This window comes from Methylobacterium sp. JK268, assembly GCF_054052225.1.
In genome coordinates this window covers 57,488-75,372 of sequence record NZ_JBSVZN010000041.1, presented here as the reverse complement: position 1 = coordinate 75,372, position 17,885 = coordinate 57,488, and the positions used below count along the sequence as shown (strand labels likewise).

Genomic DNA, 17,885 nt, shown 5'->3' with positions numbered 1-17,885 from the left:
GGCCGCCGTCGCCACCGCCATCCAGGCCAGCGGCGCCGGCACGGCGATCTTCGACCGCACGGTCGGGCTGACCACGCCCGAGGCCATCACCGCCTTCCAGGCCACCACCGGCGACGTCCACGCCAGCGCGGTGTCGAGCGCCTACGAGACCGCCTTCTTCGTGCGCGAGGCGATCCTCGACCGCCTGCGCTGGGGCGGCTCGGGCCTGCGCGACTATGGCAGCCTGCCGGCCACCTACACGGCCGACCTGCCCGGCCGCGCGGCGCCGGTGGCGCCGGTGCCGGTGCGGGTGCTCGACCCGCAGGTCTTCGCGCTCTGGGGCCAGGGCTTCGGCGCCTTCGGCGACGCCCGCGGCGACGGCTCCGCCGTCGCGAACGGCAACGCGGTCAGCATCAGCCGCGACACGGCGGGCTTCGTGCTCGGCGCGGATGTGCGGCTGGAGAACGGGATCAAGCTCGGCGTGGCCGGCGGCTACGCGTCGACCAACCTCGACACGCCCGGCCGGGTGCAGTCGGGCACGATCGAGAGCGGCTACGGCGGCGTCTACGGCGGCACCGAGGCGGGTCCGTTCGCGCTGCGGCTGGGCGCGGTCTATGCGGGTGACAGCCTGCGCACGCGCCGCGCCGTGATCGTCCCGGGCGTGGCCGAGACCGAGACCGCCCGCTACGGCGGTTCGACGATCCAGGGCTTCGGCGAGATCGGCTACAAGGTCGTGTTCGGTGGCGCCCCGGCGCTGGTGAGCAAGGACCCGGTGGCGCCGGCGCCGGTGGCCCTGTCCTACATCGAGCCCTTCGTGGGCGGGGCCTATGTGGGCATCGACCGGGACCGGTTCGCGGAGACGGGCGGGCTCGCGGCGCTGCGGGGCGCGTCGCGGACGTCGGAGATCCCGACGCTGACGGCGGGCGTGCGGGCGCAGACCAGCTTCGACCTGGGCCTGGGCGCTCCGGTGGCGCTGCACGGGCTGCTGGGCTACCGGCGGGCGTTCGGGGACGTGGTGCCGACGGCGCTGCTCGCCTTCTCGACGGGCCCGAGCTTCATCACGGCGGGGATCCCGATCTCGCGGGACGCTCTGGTGGCGGAGGTGGGTCTGGACCTGCAGATCTCGGCGCGGGCGACGCTGGGCATCGCCTATACGGGCCAGGTCGGGTCGCGGGCCGAGGACCACGCGGTCAAGGGCAGCTTCACGTACCGCTTCTGACGCGGGCCGGCCCGCGGCACCGCACCCCGGCCTAGTTCGTGATCTTGAGCTGGGAGAAGCTCTGGAAGACCTGCTGCATCGCCTGCCCGATCGATCCGGATTTCGACGCGTCGACGTAGAGCCCGGTCGACGCGCAGGCGGTGAGCTGCCCCGGGATGTCGTCGAGGCGGGTGCCGGCGCCCCCGATCTGACTCGGCTGGCCGAGCGTGGCGTTGTAGCCCCAGTCCCAGGTCATCGGCAGGTAGGGCGTGTAGATGACGCCCACCGAGACGCCCGCGCCCTTGAGCCCGCTGCATTGCTGCGGGTCGAAGGGGGCGACGTTCGCCCGGTACTGGGTCAGGTAGGTCCAGAACCGGCCGGGATCGGCGACGCCGTCCGAGGCCACGATGACCAGCTTCTTCGGCGTGGTCACGCCGTCGCCGCTCGTGCCGACGAGGGGCGTGACTTGCGGCATGATCGTGCTCCAGAGCGTGGCGCCGTCGGACTCGCCCGACGTGCTCGGCGCCTGGGGCAGGTTGGCGCTCACCGACGCGAGGTTGCTCGTCGGGTCGAGGACCTTGGTGAGGCCGGTGCTGAAGGAGTAGATCGCGATGCGCACGTGCTTGGCGAAGTTCGGCTGGTTCTGGAGCCAGGTGACGAATTGCTGGATGCCGGTGTTCATCTCCTGAAGGCGGAGCGTGATGCCGTTGGCCCGGGCCCACTGATAGGAATCCATCGACGTGCCGTTGACGGGCGAGCCGTCGTGGCAGGCGAAGGCGCAGCCGATGCCGGACAGGAGGGCGTTGATGTCCGCCTGCGTCGCGCCGATCGCCATCGAGCCGGACACGTCGATCAGCAGGTAGACGTCGACGTAGGGCGACAGGGTCAGGCTCGCCGTCGAGGTCCCGTTGAACGGGATCTTCCGGGTGAGGGCGAGATTCATCACCGTCGTCGCCGTGCTGGCGGTGAAGCTGCCGGTCACCGAGACGTTCCGTCCGTTGATCGTGACCGCGAAGCTGCCGGTCGCCCCGGTCCGCGCGATGGTCGGGGGATCGAAGGAGGTGAAGACCAAACTGCCCGCCGTCTGGCCGGCCAGGATGCTCTGCGCGTCGGTCAGGCCCTGCGTGTCCGCAGTCTTCATCGCCTGCACGGCGGCGATCACCGCCGCGTCCATGGCGGCGTTCAGGGTGATCCGGTCCTGCTGCATGCGCGAGTAATCGACCGCGGCCCCGAGCAGGAGGCAGATCATGACGAAGCAGATGCCGACCGCCTCCGCCACCACGCCATGGCGGGACGTCCCCAGGCGGGCGAGGTGGTGCCGCAGGCGCGCTGGGGCATTCGAAATCCGAAAACTGGTCACGGCCGGCGACACCTTCGAAGAGGGTGCCGGAATGCTTCACATGATGATCTTACCTTCGGGTAAAACCGATGTGTGAGGATTCGTTGTCTGGTGGATTAACCCGTTCGTCCTGAGAGCGGGCACGCCTGCCCCGCAGGGGGCGGGCCGCCGGCCGGCCTGCCGGGTTAGGCCCGCGCGCGATCCGTTCAGGCCGCCTTCGGGACGGAATGCGGCGCGGCGGTCTCGACGAGTCCTTGCGAGAGGGTTCCGGCCTCGCGCTGATACTCCGCGAGGGTCCGGGCCGCGAAGGCCGTCTGAAGCTTCACCGCCTCCACCGCCGTGGTGCAGCGGCCGAGGGCCGCCACGTGCTCCGCCTGGGCCTGCAGGCGCCGGCCCGCGAAGGCCAGCATCTCGGCGGACAGCCGCATCGGGAGATCGAACCCGAAGGCCTTCCAGGCCTGGGCGCCGTCGAAGAGGCCCTGAGCCGCCTTCGCGGCGGAGGCTGGGTTCGGTCCCTGGCTCGTACCCTGGGCGGTGTCCGTGCTCGTCTGTTCGAATGCCATGACGGCCTCCACGGCTGGTGCGGAGATTGCCACCCGCTCGGGGCGCGCCGTCATTGACGAAGGTCAATGGAAGGCGCCCGAGATCGGCCGCCGGGCCGAATCGTCTCGCGGCAGGCCGCCGCATGGCCGGCGCGGGGCGAATCCGCCTAACCGCGGCGCATGTCTGAACTCATCGTCATGCTCTCCGCCGCCGCCGGCGGCATCGCCGTCGTCGCCGCCATGCACCCGCGCGTCGAGCGCCTCTGGATCCGCCGCGTGCGCTGAGCCGCCCCCGGCCGCGCGCCCCGCCGCCCCACGCCTCGCCGTCCCCAGCAAGGCCGATCATCCGCTTAGACCTCGCGGAGCCGCGCCGGGAGGGCATGTCCGGTCGACGTTCCGGCGCCCGCGCCCCACATCCGCCGGGCGCGCCGCTCTCCGCCAGGGGCGGCCCGCCAGGAGGAGCCATGAAAGATCACCCCGTCCGCCTCACCGCCCTCGCCCACGGGGGCGGCTGCGGCTGCAAGCTCGATCCGGCGATCCTGCGCGGCCTGCTGGCGCGGCAGCCGGCGGCGGGGCCCTTCGAGCGGCTCCTCGTCGGCACCGAGACCGCGGACGACGCCGCCATCTGGGCGCTCGACGACGGCACCTGCCTCGTCGCCACCACGGACTTCTTCACGCCGATGGTCGACGACCCCCGCGATTTCGGGCGGATCGCCGCCACGAACGCGATCTCGGACGTGTACGCGATGGGCGGGCGGCCGCTCTTCGCGCTGGCCATCCTCGGCATGCCGGTGGGCAAGATCCCGCCGGAGACCATCGGGGCCATCCTGGAGGGCGGCGCCAGCCTCTGCGCCGAGGCCGGGATCCCGGTGGCGGGCGGCCATTCCATCGACGCGGCCGAGCCGATCTACGGGCTCGCGGTGATCGGCACCTGCCGCCGCGAGCAGGTGCGCCGCAACCGCGACGCGAGGCCGGGCGACCGGCTCATCCTCACGAAGCCGATCGGGGTCGGCATCTACTCCTCGGCGATCAAGCGGGACGGGCTCGGGCCGGAGGGCTACGCGGAGTTCGTCGCCACGACGACGCGCCTCAACCGGGTGGGGATGGACCTGGCGGGCGAGCCGGCCGTGCACGCCATGACGGACGTCACCGGCTTCGGGATCGTCGGCCACGGGCTCGAACTCGCCCGCGGCGCCGGGCTGACGGTGGTGGTCGAGGCCGGGGCGGTGCCGCTGCTGGCCCAAGCCGAGGCCCTGGCCCGGGAGGGCTTCGTCACCGGCGCCTCGCACCGCAACTGGGCGGCCTTCGGGGCCGAGGCCGCGCTGCCGGAGGGGTTCCCGGACTGGCGGCGCCACCTCCTCACCGACCCGCAGACGTCGGGCGGCCTCCTCGTCGCCTGCGCGGCCGAGGCGGCGCAGACCATCCTGGCCCGGGTCCGCGCGGCGGGCCATCCGGAGGCGGCGATCATCGGGCGCGCCGAGGCGGGGCCGGCGGCCCTGCGCGTCGAGGCGTGAGGCGCCGGGCGCGCCTCGGGGCGGCGTCCGGTCGACCACCCGGGTGACACCGAACGGCGTGAGGGTCACCCGGCCGGCGCTCGTCGGTTGCGACCCGCCGGCCACCCGGTCGAGCTCATGGTCGCGCAGCGCCTCGGCGGCTCCGCCGCACCGGGGCGTCGTGCGCGGTGGGCGCCGGCCTCGGGCGCGCCGTCCCGCTTCGGCCGCGGCCGAAGCATCCCGCCTCCGCCCGGCCGTAGGACGTTCCGGCGCCGTCCCTGCGCCGGAGGACCCATGTCGCCATCCTTGTCGCCATCCCTCACGCCCGACGCCCGCCGCATCTTCGAGACGTGGCACGAGACCGTGCGCCGCCGGGACCTCGCCGGCACGGCGGCGCTCTACGCCGAGGAGGCCGTGCTGGAGACGCCGCTCGCCCTCGCGGTCTATCCGGCGCGCGGGACCGGCCTCGTCGTCGGCCGGGCGGTGATCCTCCGCTTCCTCGAGGATGCCCTCGCGCGCTTCCCCGCGGACCTCGCGGAGTGGTTCCGGACCGGCCTCGCCCTCGCCGAGGGCCGCCACCTCGCCTGGGAATATCCCCGCGCGACGCCCCGGGGCGAGCAGGTCGACCTGATGGAGATGATGGAGATCGAGGACGGGGCGATCGTCCGGCACCGGGTCTATTGGGGCTGGTACGGCGTGAGGTTGCTCGCCCCGGCCCTGCCGGTCCCCGCCGCGCCGGAGGGGCGCGGCTGAACCGGTTCCGGCGGATCAGGCCGGACGGCGCGCGCCGTCCGGTTCCGGCCGACGGCGCTCCCAGGCGGCGTGGGCCGCCATGCCGGCCAGCATCGCGAGGACGAAGACCGCGGCCGGCACCGCCCCGGTCGAGAGGGCGGCGACCGCCGGTCCCGGGCAGAAGCCCGACAGGCCCCAGCCGATGCCGAACAGGGCCGCGCCGGCGAGCAGCGGCCCGTTGATGCGCCGCCGCGTCGGCAGGTCGAACCGGGCGGCAAGGAGCGGGCGCGGCAGGCGCCGCCGGACCCGCTCGCCCAGGAACGCCACCGTCACGGCGCCGCCGAGCACCGCGATCAGGCGCGGATCCCAGGCGCCGGTCACGTCGAGGAAGCCGCGCACCCGGGCCGGATCGAGCATCCCCGACAGGGACAGGCCGAGCCCGAAGAGCAGGCCGGACAGCAGCGCCGCCCCCGCCCGCAGGACCGCGCCGCGCGTGAGCCCGCTCATGCGCCGAGCCCCCGCATCAGCGCCACCGTCGCCATGCCGCTCGCCAGGAAGGTGAGGACGGCGGCGAGTGAGCGCGGCGAGAGCCGGGCGAGGCCCGCCACGCCGTGCCCGCTGGTGCAGCCCGAGCCGAGCCGCGTCCCGAACCCGACGAGCAGCCCCGCCCCGGCGAGCACCGGCAGCGAGGCCTCGACCCGCATCGCCGGCCAGGCGCCGGCGAGCGCCGCGAAGGCGGGCGGCCCGAGCATCAGCCCCGCCACGAAGGCGGCGTTGACGACGAACCGCTCCCCCCGCTCCCGCGTGAGGCCCGCCACGAGGCCGCTGATCCCGGCGACGCGGCCGTCGAGGATCAGGAGCAGCGCCACCGAGAGGCCGATCAGCACGCCCCCCGCCAGAGGGGCCAGGAAGGAACTCGTCTGCATCGCGCCATCGTCCCGCATGCGCCCGCCTCCCCTCGATCCTTACGACACCGGCCGTTGCCCGCAAAGTCGATTCTCCCTCCGATCGCCCGCGCGCCCATCTGTTCTGTCGGTGTCGCTTGTAAAACCTGAGACGAGGCTCCATACTCGACCGGTGGTTCGGGATGTTCGAGAGATTTATTCTTCGTATTCGCTGCGAATAAGAAGGGTTCATCTGTCAAACGGCCTCCAGGGAGAAGGTTGCGGCGCACGGTCCGGCGAGCGGGCCGCCGCCGGACCGTCGGGGGACCCGGTTTCGAATCGCCGCCGACGCCCCGCGAGGGGCGGCGGCGGCGCGGTGCTCGGAGGCGTTTCATGGTTCCAGGAGATCAGGTCGTGTTCGCGAGGCTCGACGTTGCCGAGACGCTCGGCATCTGGCGCCACGCCACCGGCGAGGTGGTCGGCATCCAGGTGGTGTCGGACGGGCTCCTCGCCCTCGACGTCCAGTTCGACGGGCACGAATTGCTGCGCGGCTACGTCTCGGCCCTGTTCCGGCGCGTGGCGGATTGACGCCCGTGGGCGCTTCCCCGGCCCAGATCCCGGCCCAGATCCCGGCCCAGATCCCGGCCCTTGCCGCCCCGTCCCCGCGCGAGGCGAACCGTCCCACCCTGGCGGAGGTCTGGCGCGCCCTGCGCGCCGAGGCCGAGGCGGCGCTGATCGAGGAGCCGCTCTACGCGGGCATCCTGCAGGCCACGATCCTCGACCAGCCGGATCTCGCCCACGCCTTCGCGTACCGGGTCGCCCACCGGCTCGGCGACGGCGACCTCGCGCGGCTCGCCATGCGCGACCTCTGCCTCTCGGCCTTCCGGGCCGACCCGCTGGCGGGCGACCACGCCTTGCGCGACCTCGTCGCCATCCGCGAGCGCGACCCGACCTGCCGCCGCTACCTCGATCCCTTCCTGTTCTACAAGGGGCTCGCCGCCCTCGAAGCCTACCGGGTCGCGCACTGGCTCTGGCACCAGGGCCGGACGACCCTGAGCCTGCACGTGCAGAGCCGGATGTCGGAGGTGTTCGGCGCCGACATCCACCCGGCCGCGCGGATCGGCTCGGGCGTGTTCATCGACCACGCCACCGGGGTGGTGATCGGCGAGACGAGCGTGGTCGCCGACGACGTCTCGATCCTGCAATCGGTGACGCTCGGGGGCAACGGCAAGGAGACCGGCGACCGGCACCCGAAGATCAGCCGGGGCGTGCTGCTGAGCGTGGGCGCCAAGGTGCTCGGCAACATCCGGGTCGGGGAGGGCGCCAAGGTGGCGGCGGCCGCGGTGGTGCTGCACGACGTGCCGCCCCACACGACCGTGGCGGGCGTGCCCGCCCGGGTGATCAGCCGCACGCCCAGGGGCGAGGAACCGGCCATCAGCATGGACCAGTTCTTCGGCGACGGGATCTAGGTGGACGCGCCGATCTCGGGAAAAATTCATCCCCGAAGAGATCTTGCCGCGAGGCCGGCCGGGCAGATTATTATGTAGAACATAATTCTACAAAAAAGTAGCAAAAAGGAACAATATTCTATTATTCGATCGTTTGGGAGATCGATCCTCGCGCTTCTGGCTAAAAATGAGAAGAGTCTTTCATTGACGATGGCCGATTCCTAACGCTACAGGAGGGCCAGCGCGGCCGGTCGGGAAGATCGGACCGGTCCGGGCTGCAGTCTTCGCCACGAGGAGCCGGCGCGTGAGCGCGCCCGCTCTGCCGTAACTCTGCGTCAGGCGGGCCGTGCCGTCGCGCGTGCCCGCGCCGAATCCGTCATCCATCCCGAGGGAGTCTCTCGACCATGAGTGGTCCAGGCCAGAGCGTCGGCGCCGCCGCCGCACGCAATCTCGCGACCGCCACCGTCACGGCGGTCCAGAACACCGCCAGCACCCCGCGCTTCCTGCTGCGCCTCCTGCCCTTCTTGAACGTGCCGGGCGGCGTCTACCGGGTGAACCGCCGCGCCGTGGTGCTGGCCAAGCCCGGCCGCGTCGAGGTGACGAGCGAGGGCGGCAGCTTCGCGGTGCGGCCCGGCTCGCTGCGGGCGATCCCGCTGTTCAGCCGCCTCGGCGACGCGGACCTGGCGACGCTCGCCGGCCGCTTCACCGAGAGCCACCACAAGGCCGGCAAGGCCATCCTGGAGGAGGGGGCCGAGCGCGGCCTCGCGATCGTGGCCGAGGGCACGGTCGAGCTGACCCATTCGGGTCCCTACAAGGTCCGGTTGCGCCAGGGCCTGGCCACCCGCGGCGACTTCCTGGGCGACGAGGTGCTGGCCGGCGGGGCCGTGCCGACCCCGGCCGTCCGGGCGCTGTCGGCCGTGACGCTGCTCACCCTGGACGCGGCCGCTCTGGAGAATGAGGGGCTGCGCAGCCGCATCGCCCAGGCCGCCGAGGAGCGCGCGCGCCTGAAGGACCGCACCAACGCGCATGGCGAGCAGGGGATCGACCTCCTCTCGGTCCAAGCGGGCACGCCGCGCCTGCCCACCACCTTCGTCGATTACGAGGTGGACCCGCGCGAGTACCACCTCTCCACCATCCAGACGATCCTCAACACCCACACCCGCGTCACCGACCTCTACTCCAACGAGATCGACCAGCTGCGCGAGCAGATCCGCCTCACGGTCGACGCCGTGAAGGAGCGCGAGGAGTGGGAGATCCTGAACAATTCCGAGTTCGGCCTGCTCCACGAGGTGGCCGGGCGCCAGCGCATCCCGACCCGCGGCGGCCCGCCGACCCCGGACGACCTCGACGAATTGCTGACCCTGGTCTGGAAGAAGCCCGCCTTCTTCCTCGCTCATCCGCGCACCATCGCGGCCTTCGGCCGGGAGGCGACCCGCCGCGGCGTGCCGCCGGTGGTGGTGCACCTGTTCGGGGCGCCCTTCATCACCTGGCGCGGCGTGCCGCTCGTCCCCAGCGACAAGCTGCCGATCGACACCGACCCGGCGACCGGGTCCCAGACCACCTCGATCCTGCTCCTGCGGGTGGGCGAGGGCGAGCAGGGCGTGGTCGGGCTGCAGAAGTCGGGCGTGACCGGCGAGATCGAGCCCGGCCTGTCGGTGCGCTACGCGGGCACCAACGACCATTCGATCGCCTCGCACCTCGTGACGCGCTACTTCTCGGCCGCGGTGCTGGTCGAGGACGCGATCGCCCGCCTCGATAACGTGCTGCTCGGGCACTACCATGACTACGCCTGAGGCCGGCCTCCACCAGAGCCCGGTCTCGCTCGCGGCGCTTCCCGGCGAGGCGGCCCACGCCGACCTCGTCGCGCATCTCGCCCGCGAGATCTACGGGCAGGGGCAGGCGCTGAGCCAGCCCCTCACCCCGGCGCTGCCGGGCACCGGGGGGCTGCCGAGCCCCGCGCCGGCCTCGCTCGCGATCCCGGGTCTGGACGGGGCCGCCCTGGCGGCCCTGGTCCCGGGCGGGCCCGACCTCCTGCGCAGCATCGCGCAGGACCACCCGCGGGCCGCGTCCTTCGCCGCAGCGCTCGCCCCCGGCTTCCTGCCGGCGGCACCGGCCAGCGCGTCGGCGGTGAGTGGCGCGCCAGCGGCGCCGAGCGGCGCGCCAGCGGCGCCGGATTACTACTTCCTGCCCGCCGAGACCCGCGGCGCCCCGGCGCTGCCGGTGGCGACCGCCTTCGACGTCGAGCGTGTGCGCCGGGACTTCCCGGCCCTGCACCAGAGCGTCAACGGCCACCGCCTGGTCTGGCTCGACAACGCCGCCACGACGCACAAGCCCCAGAGCGTCATCGACGCGACGAGCCACTTCTACGCCCGGGACAATTCCAACATCCACCGGGCGGCCCACACCCTCGCGGCGCGGGCCACCGACGCCTTCGAAGGCGGGCGCGAGGCGGTGCGGCGCTTCCTCAACGCCGGCTCCACGGACGAGATCGTCTTCCTGCGCGGCACCACCGAGGCGATCAACCTCGTGGCGAACAGCTACGGGCGGGCGAATCTGCGGCCGGGTGACGAGATCATCCTGTCGCAGATCGAGCACCACGCCAACATCGTGCCCTGGCAGATGGTGGCGGAGGCGACCGGGGCGACGATCCGGGTGATCCCGGTCGACGACACCGGCACGCTGCGGCTCGACCAGTTCGCGGCGCTGCTCTCGGGTCGCACCAAGATCGTGTCGGTGACCCACGTCGCCAACGCGCTCGGGACGATCAACCCGGTGCGGGAGATCATCGGGCTCGCCCACGCCTACGGCGTGCCGGTGCTGGTCGATGCGGCGCAGTCCTCGCCGCACATTCCCCTCGACGTGCAGGCGCTCGACGCGGATTTCCTGGTCTTCTCCGGCCACAAGGTGTTCGGGCCGACCGGGATCGGGGCGCTCTACGGCAAGAAGCACCTGCTCGACGCGATGCCGCCCTGGCAGGGCGGCGGGCACATGATCGAGGACGTGACCTTCGCCCGGACCGTCTACCGGGGCGTGCCGGAGAAGTTCGAGGCGGGCACGCCGGACATCGCCGGCGCGGTGGGGCTCGGGGCCGCCCTCGACTACCTGCAGGGCGTGGGCCTGCCGGGGATCGCGGCCTACGAGCACGACCTCCTCGACTACGCGCAGGGGGGCCTCTCCGAGATCAGGGGCCTGCGGCTCATCGGCACCGCGCCGCTCAAGGCGAGCGTGATGTCGTTCGTGATCGAGGGGCAGGACAACGCGACCATCGCGCAGCATCTCGACCGGCACGGGATCGCCGTGCGGGCGGGCCACCACTGCGCGCTGCCGGCCCTGCGCCGCTTCGGGGTGAGCGAGTCGGTGCGCGCCTCGCTCGCCTTCTACAACACGCGGGAGGACGTCGACGTCTTCCTGCAGGCGCTGCGGACCCTGCCGCGGCGCTGACGCGGGGCCGCCGCGGCGCCCGCAGGACCAACGCGGCGGCGGCCTGCCCGGCCGCCGCCGCGTCGCGCATCGATGATGGTTTACCGAGACAACCGTCGCCCACGCCCCGTGAGCAGCGCCCGATAAGATTTCAGGTTCATCATCACGGTCCACGCATACGCACACGCGATGACGAGGGAGCCGCCGAGACCCTCGAAATCGCCTCGTCGGGAGCAGATGACCGATGCGCCGACCGTGAAGATCAACAACAAGACATCCGCAATGAGATCGGCCGTGCTCTTCTGGCTCCGGTGAGGGCGGTCCTGGCTGGGTGCGGTGCCGCGTCCACATGGATCGACCGCGATCCACGCCGATGTCGTGGCGCCGGATGCTTCCGGTGTCTCGCGCGCAGGCTTCGGCGATGCACCATCCCGCGACGTCCCGCCGCCGGGTTCCGGCCGGCTCGCGTCGCCCCTCACGATATGGAACCGGATGGCATCCCGGCTGCCGCGCGTCGACACCGTGACCAGGCGGTATCCCGGCAGGATCGGCGTTCGCGTCACCGTGAGGATGCGGTCTTCGTCGGTCATGGGGTCGACCCCGTGATGTCGGCCATCGCGATCCGGCTCGCGTGACCGGAAAGCTGCGGCGGGCCCGTCCGTCATTCCGTGCGGGGTGGCACCCGATCGACCCTCGGAGACGCCGTCCCGGACGGGCCCTGCAAGTCTTCGTCGCTGTCGTTGCCGACAATACGCCATCCCTTGGGTGAAGACCATCGCATCATCTTGACTGCGCGTAGTCCGAAAGCTAAACGGCAAGTCCAGAATTATCGGCAGGAGAGGGGCCATGGCCGAGATCTTGGCGCGCCGGGACTTCCTGAAAGCGTCGGCCGCGCTGGCCGCGGGCGCCGCCGCCGGATTCGCCTGCACCGAGATCGCCAGCGCGGCCCCGATCGAGATCCCGACCGTGGACGCCCTCACGCTGCGCGTCCTGGTCGATTCGGCGCACGACCAGTTCCTCAAGCCGAGCACCGTCCAGGGCGTCGTGCACCAGCCGCCCGGCGGCGGTCGCGGCAGCGATTACCGGAAGGTCCTGCACAATCAGTGGGGCCTGTCCCTGTTCGCCGAATCGCGCCGGAGCGACGAGGCCAGGACCATCCTGCTCGATTTCGGCTACACGCCGGAAGCGCTGATCAACAACATCGAGATCCTGAAGGTCGATCCGACCAAGGCCGACGCCCTGATCGTCAGCCACGGGCACCACGACCATTACGGCGGGCTGATCGGCTTCCTCGACCGCTACCGGGCGTCGCTGTCGCCGGACGTGAAGCTGTTCGCCGGCGGCGAGGACAATTTCTGCCACCGGCTGGTGCCGAGCGGGACCGGCCAGTTCACGGATTTCGGCCTGCTCGACCGGCGCGAACTGGCGGCGCGGCGCATCACCACGGTCCTGTGCGAGGCGCCGACCGTGATCGCCGGGCACGCCTTCACGACCGGGCAGATCCGTCGGCGCTCGATCGAGCGCGTGCTGCCCAACACCTTCGTGGAGCGGGGCCTCAAGGACGGCGCCGGGTGCGACGCCAGCCACTATTCCCCGGCGGAGCTGGAGGGCAAGATCATCCCGGACGAGCACGTCCACGAGCACGCCACCTGCTACAACGTCCGGGACCGGGGCCTCGTCGTCATCAGCTCCTGCGGCCATGTCGGCATCGTCAACTCGGTCCGGCAGGCCCAGGAGGTCTCGGGGGTCGAGAAGGTCCATGCCATCGTCGGCGGGTTCCATCTCGGCCCGGCCCCGAAGGACTACCTCACCCAGGTGGTCGCCGAGATCGCCAAGCTGAAGCCGGACGTCGTCATCCCGATGCATTGCAGCGGCCTGAACTTCGTCCTGGAGGCGCAGGCCCAGATGCCCGAGAACGTCCTCGTCCCGACGACGGGCAGCCGCCTGCTCTTCGGTGCGTAGGGCCGCCCTGCTGCTGGCGGCGCTCGTCCTCGCGGCCGCCGCCCCGCTCCGCGCGCAGGAGCCGGGCCGCCGCTCGGCCGCCGCCCTCATGGACGCGCTGATGTGGAACCGCGAGCCGGTCGGCGGGCCCTTCGCGCTCGTCGACCAGGCCGGCCGGCCGCGCACGCAGGACGATTTCCGCGGCACGCTGCTCGTGGTCTATTTCGGCTTCACGTCCTGCCCCGATATCTGCCCGACCGACCTGATGGAGATCGGCCGGCTGCTCACCCTGCTGGGCGAGCGGGGGGAGGCGGTGCAGCCGCTCTTCATCACCCTCGATCCTGAGCGGGACACGGTCGCACGCCTCGCCGAGTACGTGCCGAGCTTCCACCCGCGTCTCATCGGCCTCACCGGCAGCCCCGAGGCGGTGCGGCGGGTGGCCGACGCCTACAAGGTCTATTCCGAGCGCGTGCCCCTGGACGGCGGCGAGTACACGATCGACCACTCGGGCTTCATCTACCTGATGGACCGGACGGGCGCCTATCGCGGCTTCTTCCCGCCCGGCACGAGCGCCGAGCGGATGCGCGCGATCATCGAGCCGCTGCTCGCGGCGCCGTGACGGACGAAACCGGGTTGGGCCCGCTTCAAGACGAGCTCCCCTTTTCCGGACGACTGCAGCGTCAGCGGAAGGAGATCCGGAATCCAGCACAGGAATCGCCGCGAAGCGGCTCCGAATGCCAGCACCGGTGTTGAAAAGCAGCCGCTTCGCGGAGTCTTGCGCTGGTTTCCGGGTCGCATTCCGCTGACGCTGCATGCGCCCGGAAAAGGGGGGAGAACGACTCGGCGTCAACGGAGCGCCGGGGCGGTCTCCATCCAGCCAGCACGAGCCTCACGCCGCCCCGAGCCGGGCCAGGATCTCCCGGCGCCTCTCCACCAGTTCCGGATCCTCCCGGTGGCGCGGATAGGGCCGGTCGTTGTCGATGTCGGCGATGATGCGGGCCGGGCGGCCGGAGAAGACCAGGACGCGGCCGGCCAGCATCAGAGCCTCCTCGACGTCGTGCGTGACGAGGAGGGCGGTGAAGCCCTTCTCGCGCCACAGGCGCAGCAACTCGCCCTGCATCTGCAGGCGGGTGAGCGAGTCGAGCTTGCCCAGTGGCTCGTCGAGAAGGAGGAGCGGCGGCTCGTTGACGAGGGCGCGGGCGAGCGCCACGCGCTGCGCCATGCCGCCCGAGAGCTGGTGGGGATGCGCCTCCGCGAAGCCCGACAGCCCGACGAGGGCCAGCGCCTCCGCGACCCGGTGGCGCTGAGTGCGCGCCACGCCGCGGGCCTCCAGCCCGACCGCGACGTTGCCCGCCACGCTGCGCCAGGGATAGAGCGTCGGGTCCTGGAAGACGAGGCCGCGGGTCGGGGCGGTGCCGCGCACCGGCGCGCCGTCGACCGCGATCTCGCCCCCGCGCGGCGGCTCCAGCCCGGCGACGAGGCGCAGCAGGGTGGATTTCCCGCAGCCCGAGGGGCCGAGCAGGGCCACGAAGTCGCCCGGTGCCGCCGTGAAGGACACGTCGTCGAGCACCGGCAGCGGCGCCCCCTTGAGGTCGAAGGCATGGCGCAGGCCGCGCACCGCCAGGGCGGCCCCGCGCGGCTGCGGCGGGAGGGCGAGGGCCGCTACCATTGCACCAGCCCCTTCTGCCAGGAGAGCAGGCGGTCGCGGACCCGGAACAGCAGGGTGACCGCTCCCGAGCAGAGCAGCGAGGTCAGGATCAGCGCCGCGTACATGTTGGCGTAGGAGGCCCAGCCCTGCGCCCAGGACAGGTACCAGCCGAGGCCGGCCTTCACGCCCATCATCTCGGCGACGACCAGCACCGCGAAGGAGGCGCCGAGCCCCATGAACAGGCCCACGAAGACGTGCGGCAGGGCGGCCGGGATCGCCACCCGCAGGACGAGGTAGCGGCTCCCCGCCCCGAGGGTGCGGGCGACGTCGTAATAGACCCGGTTGACCCCCGCGATCCCCGACCAGGTCAGCACCGTGACCGGGAAGCCCGTCGCGAGCGCGATCAGGAACAGGCTGGCGCTCCAGCTCGACGGGAACACGAAGAAGGCGATGGGCAGCCAGGCGGTGGCCGGCACCGGCCCGACGAAGCGCAGGATGGGATGCGCCCAATAGCCCACCAGCCGCCACCAGCCGATCGCGACCCCGAGGGTGAAGCCCGCCACGGCCCCGATCGCGTAGCCGGTGGCGAGGAGCTTCACGGAGGCGAGGAGCGAGGCGCCGAGCTTGCCGAAATCGTCCGTGTAGACTTCGAGCAGCGCCTGGGGCGGCGGGAAGAAGGGCTGCGGCAGCAGGCCCAGCTTGGCGCTCGCCGCCTCCCAGGCCCCGAAGGCGAGGCCGAGCAGGATCAGCCAGGGCGCCTTGGGCGCGAGACGCGGGGTCAGGGAGCCGAGGGCGCCGGCCGCGAGGCCGGCGAGGAGGAGGGCAGCCCCGAGGGCGGCGCAGCCGGAGGCGAACAGCTCCGTGCGCGGCCATTCCCCGAGATCGGGCCAGGCGAGCGCGGCCGCGGCCGGCGACTGCCAGGCGAGGCCGGCGAGGACGAGCGGCCAGGACGGACGCAGGACGGGTGCGCCCGCCCCCGGCAGCGCCAGCGCCTCAGCTCGAGAGGACGTCGGCATAGATGCGCTCCGCGAATTTCCGGGGATCGGTGCTGGGCTTCATCACCGAGACGAGCTTCAGCTCCTCCGCGTAGAGGGTGAGTTCGGTCTTGAGCGCCTCGCCCACCGGGTGGTGGTGGTGGGTGTGGGCGCGCACCATCGCCACGAGGTCGTCGAGGCTGGCATTGGCCGCGTAGGGCTGGAAGATCTGCGCGGTCTCCTTGGGGTTGAGCACCGCCCAGTGCGCCGCCTCGATCAGGCTCTTGGTGAGGGCGGCGGCCACCGGGGTCTCGCTGCGCAGGAGCGCGCCGCGCACGCCGAGGATGCAGCAGGTGCGCTCCCGGTACTCGTCCGAGAGGTTGCTGGCGATCTCGGTGAAGCGCCCGTCCTTGAGCCACAGGAAGGTCTTGGGGTCGCCGTCGACCAGGGCCTGGGCCTCGCCCTTCTCGACCGCGAGCCGCAGCAGCTCGCCCGGGAAGACCCGCCACTCGACATCCGTCGTCGGGTCGAGGCCGCGCTTCTGCAGCATCACCGAGAAGAAGTTCTTGCCGGGCGCGGCCATGTCGCTCACCGCGATGGTCTTGCCCTTGAGGCTCTTGAGATCGGTGACCGGGCCGCCGGCCGGGGCGAGGAGGCGCATGCAGCCGCCATGGGTGCCCGCCGTGATCTTCACGTCGAAGCCCTGCTCCAGGGCCTTGAGCCAGCGCAACGCCATGCCGACGCCCGCATCCGCCTTGCCGGTGGCGATCGCCTCCAGGAGCTGGTCGGTGGAGCCGCCGAAATTCACGAGGTCCACGGCGAGCCCGTAGCGGGCGAAGATCCCGGTCTCGACCGCGACCGCCACGGGCGAGAGGCAGACCGAGGAGGCGTTCCAGGCGAGCTTGAGGGGCCGCGCCGCACCGGGCGTGGCGGCGGCGGGCCGGCAGAGCGGCCCCGGATCGAACCCCGGAACGGGGCCGAGCGCCTGGACGCTCGACCCGACCAGGGCCGCGGGCGCGGCGAGCCCGAACAGGCCGGCGCCCCGCAGGAGCCCGCGGCGGGAGAGGTCGGTCATGGGGAAGGATCTCCTCGTTGTACGGTATGAGTCTCGTTGTTCATGACTCGCTCCCCTTTTCCGGACGACGGCAGCGACAGCGGAAGGAGATCCGGAAACCAGCGCAAGACTCCGCGAAGCGACTGCTTGTCAGCAACGGGGCTGGTATTCGGAGCCGCTTCGCGGCGATTCCTCATCTGGTTTCCGGATCTCCTTCCGCTGACGCTGCCGTCGTCCGGAACAGGGGAGGTTCCGGTTGAGTCTGGTTGGTCTCACTGCGTCGCCGCGGCGATGCCCCGCTGGGCCGCCGCGTTGAAGGACGGGTCGACCAGCGCCTCCGCCGACAGGGGCGCCGGAATCAGCCGGTGGCGGCGGTAGAGGTCGATGGTGCGCTGCTCGTCGGCCACCACGGCGGCGTCGAGGGCCACCGGGCGGATATCGGCGCGGCGGAACCACGCCAGCGGCACCTCCGGCGGCAGGCCGATCAGCCGCGACCACGCCGCCGCGAAGGCCTCCGGGTGGCTGCGCGCCCAGACCCGCGCCGCCGCGAGCCGCTGCACGAAATCCTCCAGCGCCGGGCGCTTCTCCGCGATGGCGTCCCGGCGCGCCACCTGGAAGCTCAGGCCCGGCGTCAAGCCGCGCCCGTCGCTCAAGGCGCGGGCGTCCCCCGAGAGCTCGAGCTGCGTCGTGTAGGGCTCCCAGGTCGCCCAGGCGTCGATCGACCCGCCGAGCAGGGCCGCCTTGGCGTCGGCCGGGAGCAGGAAGCTCACGCTCACCGCGTCCGGCGGCAGGCCCGCCGCCTCCAGGCTCGCCAGCACCAGCTGGTGGCCGATCGAGCCGCGCCCGGTGCCGATCCGCCGGCCCTTGAGATCGGCGAAGCTGCGGAAGGGTGCGTCCTTGCGCACCAGCACCGCGAGCCCGCCCTGGTCCTGGCGGATGGCGAAGATCGCGGCGATCGGCGCGCCCGCCGCCGCCGCGAAGGTGAAGGGCGCGTCGCCGGCGATGCCGGTATCGATCGCCCCCGCGTTGAGCGCCTCCAGCAGCGGCGCCGCGGCGGGGAATTCGTGCCAGTCGAGGCGGTAGGGCAGGTCCTGCAGGACGCCCGCCGCCTCCATCACCGCGCGGGAACCGCCGCGCTGGTCGCCGACCCGCAGCACCGTCTGGGCGGCGGCCGGCAGCAGGCCCAGGAGTGGGGCAAGCAGGAGCGCCCCGAGGGCGAGGAGGGCGCGCACG

Annotated in this window: 18 protein-coding genes; 9 read left to right on the top strand and 9 right to left on the bottom strand. The window is 72.3% G+C overall.

What is annotated here, in order from left to right:
• Positions 1–1,198, top strand: a 1,198-nt coding sequence (locus tag ACW9J6_RS30955; protein ID WP_457120161.1) for an autotransporter outer membrane beta-barrel domain-containing protein, incomplete at its 5' end; no start/stop codon positions are given.
• Positions 1,199–1,229: 31 nt separating this feature from the next.
• On the opposite strand, the gene ACW9J6_RS30950 is transcribed toward ACW9J6_RS30955, so the two are convergent.
• Both ACW9J6_RS30950 and ACW9J6_RS30945 read right to left on the bottom strand, forming a co-directional pair.
• Positions 1,230–2,537: a pilus assembly protein TadG-related protein gene (locus ACW9J6_RS30950; protein WP_457120160.1), complete on the bottom strand. Its 1,308-nt coding sequence runs from the start codon at positions 2,535–2,537 to the stop codon at positions 1,230–1,232.
• A 185-nt stretch (positions 2,538–2,722) separates the two neighbouring features.
• Entirely contained in the window at positions 2,723–3,079 is a 357-nt protein-coding gene (locus ACW9J6_RS30945) for a phasin family protein (RefSeq protein WP_457120159.1), read from the bottom strand.
• A 443-nt stretch (positions 3,080–3,522) separates the two neighbouring features.
• Here ACW9J6_RS30945 and selD point away from each other — a divergent pair, with 443 nt between their 5' ends.
• On the top strand, positions 3,523–4,572 hold the full coding sequence (gene selD, locus ACW9J6_RS30940; RefSeq protein WP_457120158.1) for a selenide, water dikinase SelD: 1,050 nt from the start codon (positions 3,523–3,525) through the stop codon (positions 4,570–4,572).
• Positions 4,573–4,845: 273 nt separating this feature from the next.
• Complete coding sequence (locus ACW9J6_RS30935; RefSeq protein ID WP_457120157.1) at positions 4,846–5,304, top strand: nuclear transport factor 2 family protein; 459 nt, start codon at positions 4,846–4,848, stop codon at positions 5,302–5,304.
• 15 nt (positions 5,305–5,319) lie between these two features.
• On the opposite strand, the gene ACW9J6_RS30930 is transcribed toward ACW9J6_RS30935, so the two are convergent.
• Positions 5,320–5,790 carry a DUF6691 family protein gene (locus ACW9J6_RS30930; RefSeq protein WP_457120156.1) on the bottom strand — a complete coding sequence of 157 codons (471 nt, stop codon included), beginning with the start codon at positions 5,788–5,790 and terminating at the stop codon, positions 5,320–5,322.
• Complete coding sequence (locus ACW9J6_RS30925) at positions 5,787–6,227, bottom strand: YeeE/YedE family protein (RefSeq protein WP_457120155.1); 441 nt, start codon at positions 6,225–6,227, stop codon at positions 5,787–5,789. Before ACW9J6_RS30925 ends, ACW9J6_RS30930 begins: the two co-directional genes overlap by 4 nt.
• A 333-nt stretch (positions 6,228–6,560) precedes the next feature.
• On the opposite strand from ACW9J6_RS30925, the gene ACW9J6_RS30920 reads away from it, so the two are divergent.
• The 4 genes from ACW9J6_RS30920 to ACW9J6_RS30905 all read left to right on the top strand — a co-directional run bounded on the left by ACW9J6_RS30920 (position 6,561) and on the right by ACW9J6_RS30905 (position 11,056).
• Positions 6,561–6,755, top strand: coding sequence for a hypothetical protein (locus ACW9J6_RS30920; protein WP_457120154.1), 195 nt, complete (start codon positions 6,561–6,563; stop codon positions 6,753–6,755).
• Between the two features lie 5 nt (positions 6,756–6,760).
• Positions 6,761–7,636, top strand: a complete 876-nt coding sequence (gene cysE, locus ACW9J6_RS30915; protein WP_457120153.1) for a serine O-acetyltransferase — start codon at positions 6,761–6,763, stop codon at positions 7,634–7,636.
• A 383-nt stretch (positions 7,637–8,019) separates the two neighbouring features.
• A complete protein-coding gene (locus ACW9J6_RS30910) occupies positions 8,020–9,408 on the top strand; it encodes a family 2B encapsulin nanocompartment shell protein (protein ID WP_457120152.1) in 1,389 nt (462 codons plus the stop codon).
• A complete protein-coding gene (locus tag ACW9J6_RS30905; protein ID WP_457120151.1) occupies positions 9,395–11,056 on the top strand; it encodes a SufS family cysteine desulfurase in 1,662 nt (553 codons plus the stop codon). The genes ACW9J6_RS30910 and ACW9J6_RS30905 overlap by 14 nt, the downstream gene beginning before the upstream one ends.
• A gap of 80 nt (positions 11,057–11,136) precedes the next feature.
• Here the strand turns inward: ACW9J6_RS30905 and ACW9J6_RS30900 are convergent, their stop codons facing one another.
• Complete coding sequence (locus tag ACW9J6_RS30900; protein WP_457120150.1) at positions 11,137–11,625, bottom strand: hypothetical protein; 489 nt, start codon at positions 11,623–11,625, stop codon at positions 11,137–11,139.
• Between the two features lie 256 nt (positions 11,626–11,881).
• On the opposite strand from ACW9J6_RS30900, the gene ACW9J6_RS30895 reads away from it, so the two are divergent.
• Complete coding sequence (locus tag ACW9J6_RS30895) at positions 11,882–12,997, top strand: MBL fold metallo-hydrolase (RefSeq protein WP_457120149.1); 1,116 nt, start codon at positions 11,882–11,884, stop codon at positions 12,995–12,997.
• Entirely contained in the window at positions 12,990–13,595 is a 606-nt protein-coding gene (locus ACW9J6_RS30890) for an SCO family protein (RefSeq protein WP_457120148.1), read from the top strand. The genes ACW9J6_RS30895 and ACW9J6_RS30890 overlap by 8 nt, the downstream gene beginning before the upstream one ends.
• 270 nt (positions 13,596–13,865) lie before the next feature.
• Here the strand turns inward: ACW9J6_RS30890 and ACW9J6_RS30885 are convergent, their stop codons facing one another.
• The 4 genes from ACW9J6_RS30885 to ACW9J6_RS30870 form a co-directional block, all read right to left on the bottom strand.
• Positions 13,866–14,645 carry an ABC transporter ATP-binding protein gene (locus ACW9J6_RS30885; protein ID WP_457120147.1) on the bottom strand — a complete coding sequence of 260 codons (780 nt, stop codon included), beginning with the start codon at positions 14,643–14,645 and terminating at the stop codon, positions 13,866–13,868.
• On the bottom strand, positions 14,639–15,640 hold the full coding sequence (locus ACW9J6_RS30880; protein ID WP_457120146.1) for an ABC transporter permease: 1,002 nt from the start codon (positions 15,638–15,640) through the stop codon (positions 14,639–14,641). The genes ACW9J6_RS30885 and ACW9J6_RS30880 overlap by 7 nt, the downstream gene beginning before the upstream one ends.
• Complete coding sequence (locus tag ACW9J6_RS30875) at positions 15,618–16,673, bottom strand: ABC transporter substrate-binding protein (protein WP_457120145.1); 1,056 nt, start codon at positions 16,671–16,673, stop codon at positions 15,618–15,620. Before ACW9J6_RS30875 ends, ACW9J6_RS30880 begins: the two co-directional genes overlap by 23 nt.
• A 251-nt stretch (positions 16,674–16,924) precedes the next feature.
• Positions 16,925–17,884, bottom strand: coding sequence for an ABC transporter substrate-binding protein (locus tag ACW9J6_RS30870; RefSeq protein WP_457120144.1), 960 nt, complete (start codon positions 17,882–17,884; stop codon positions 16,925–16,927).
• Position 17,885 lies beyond the last annotated feature (1 nt).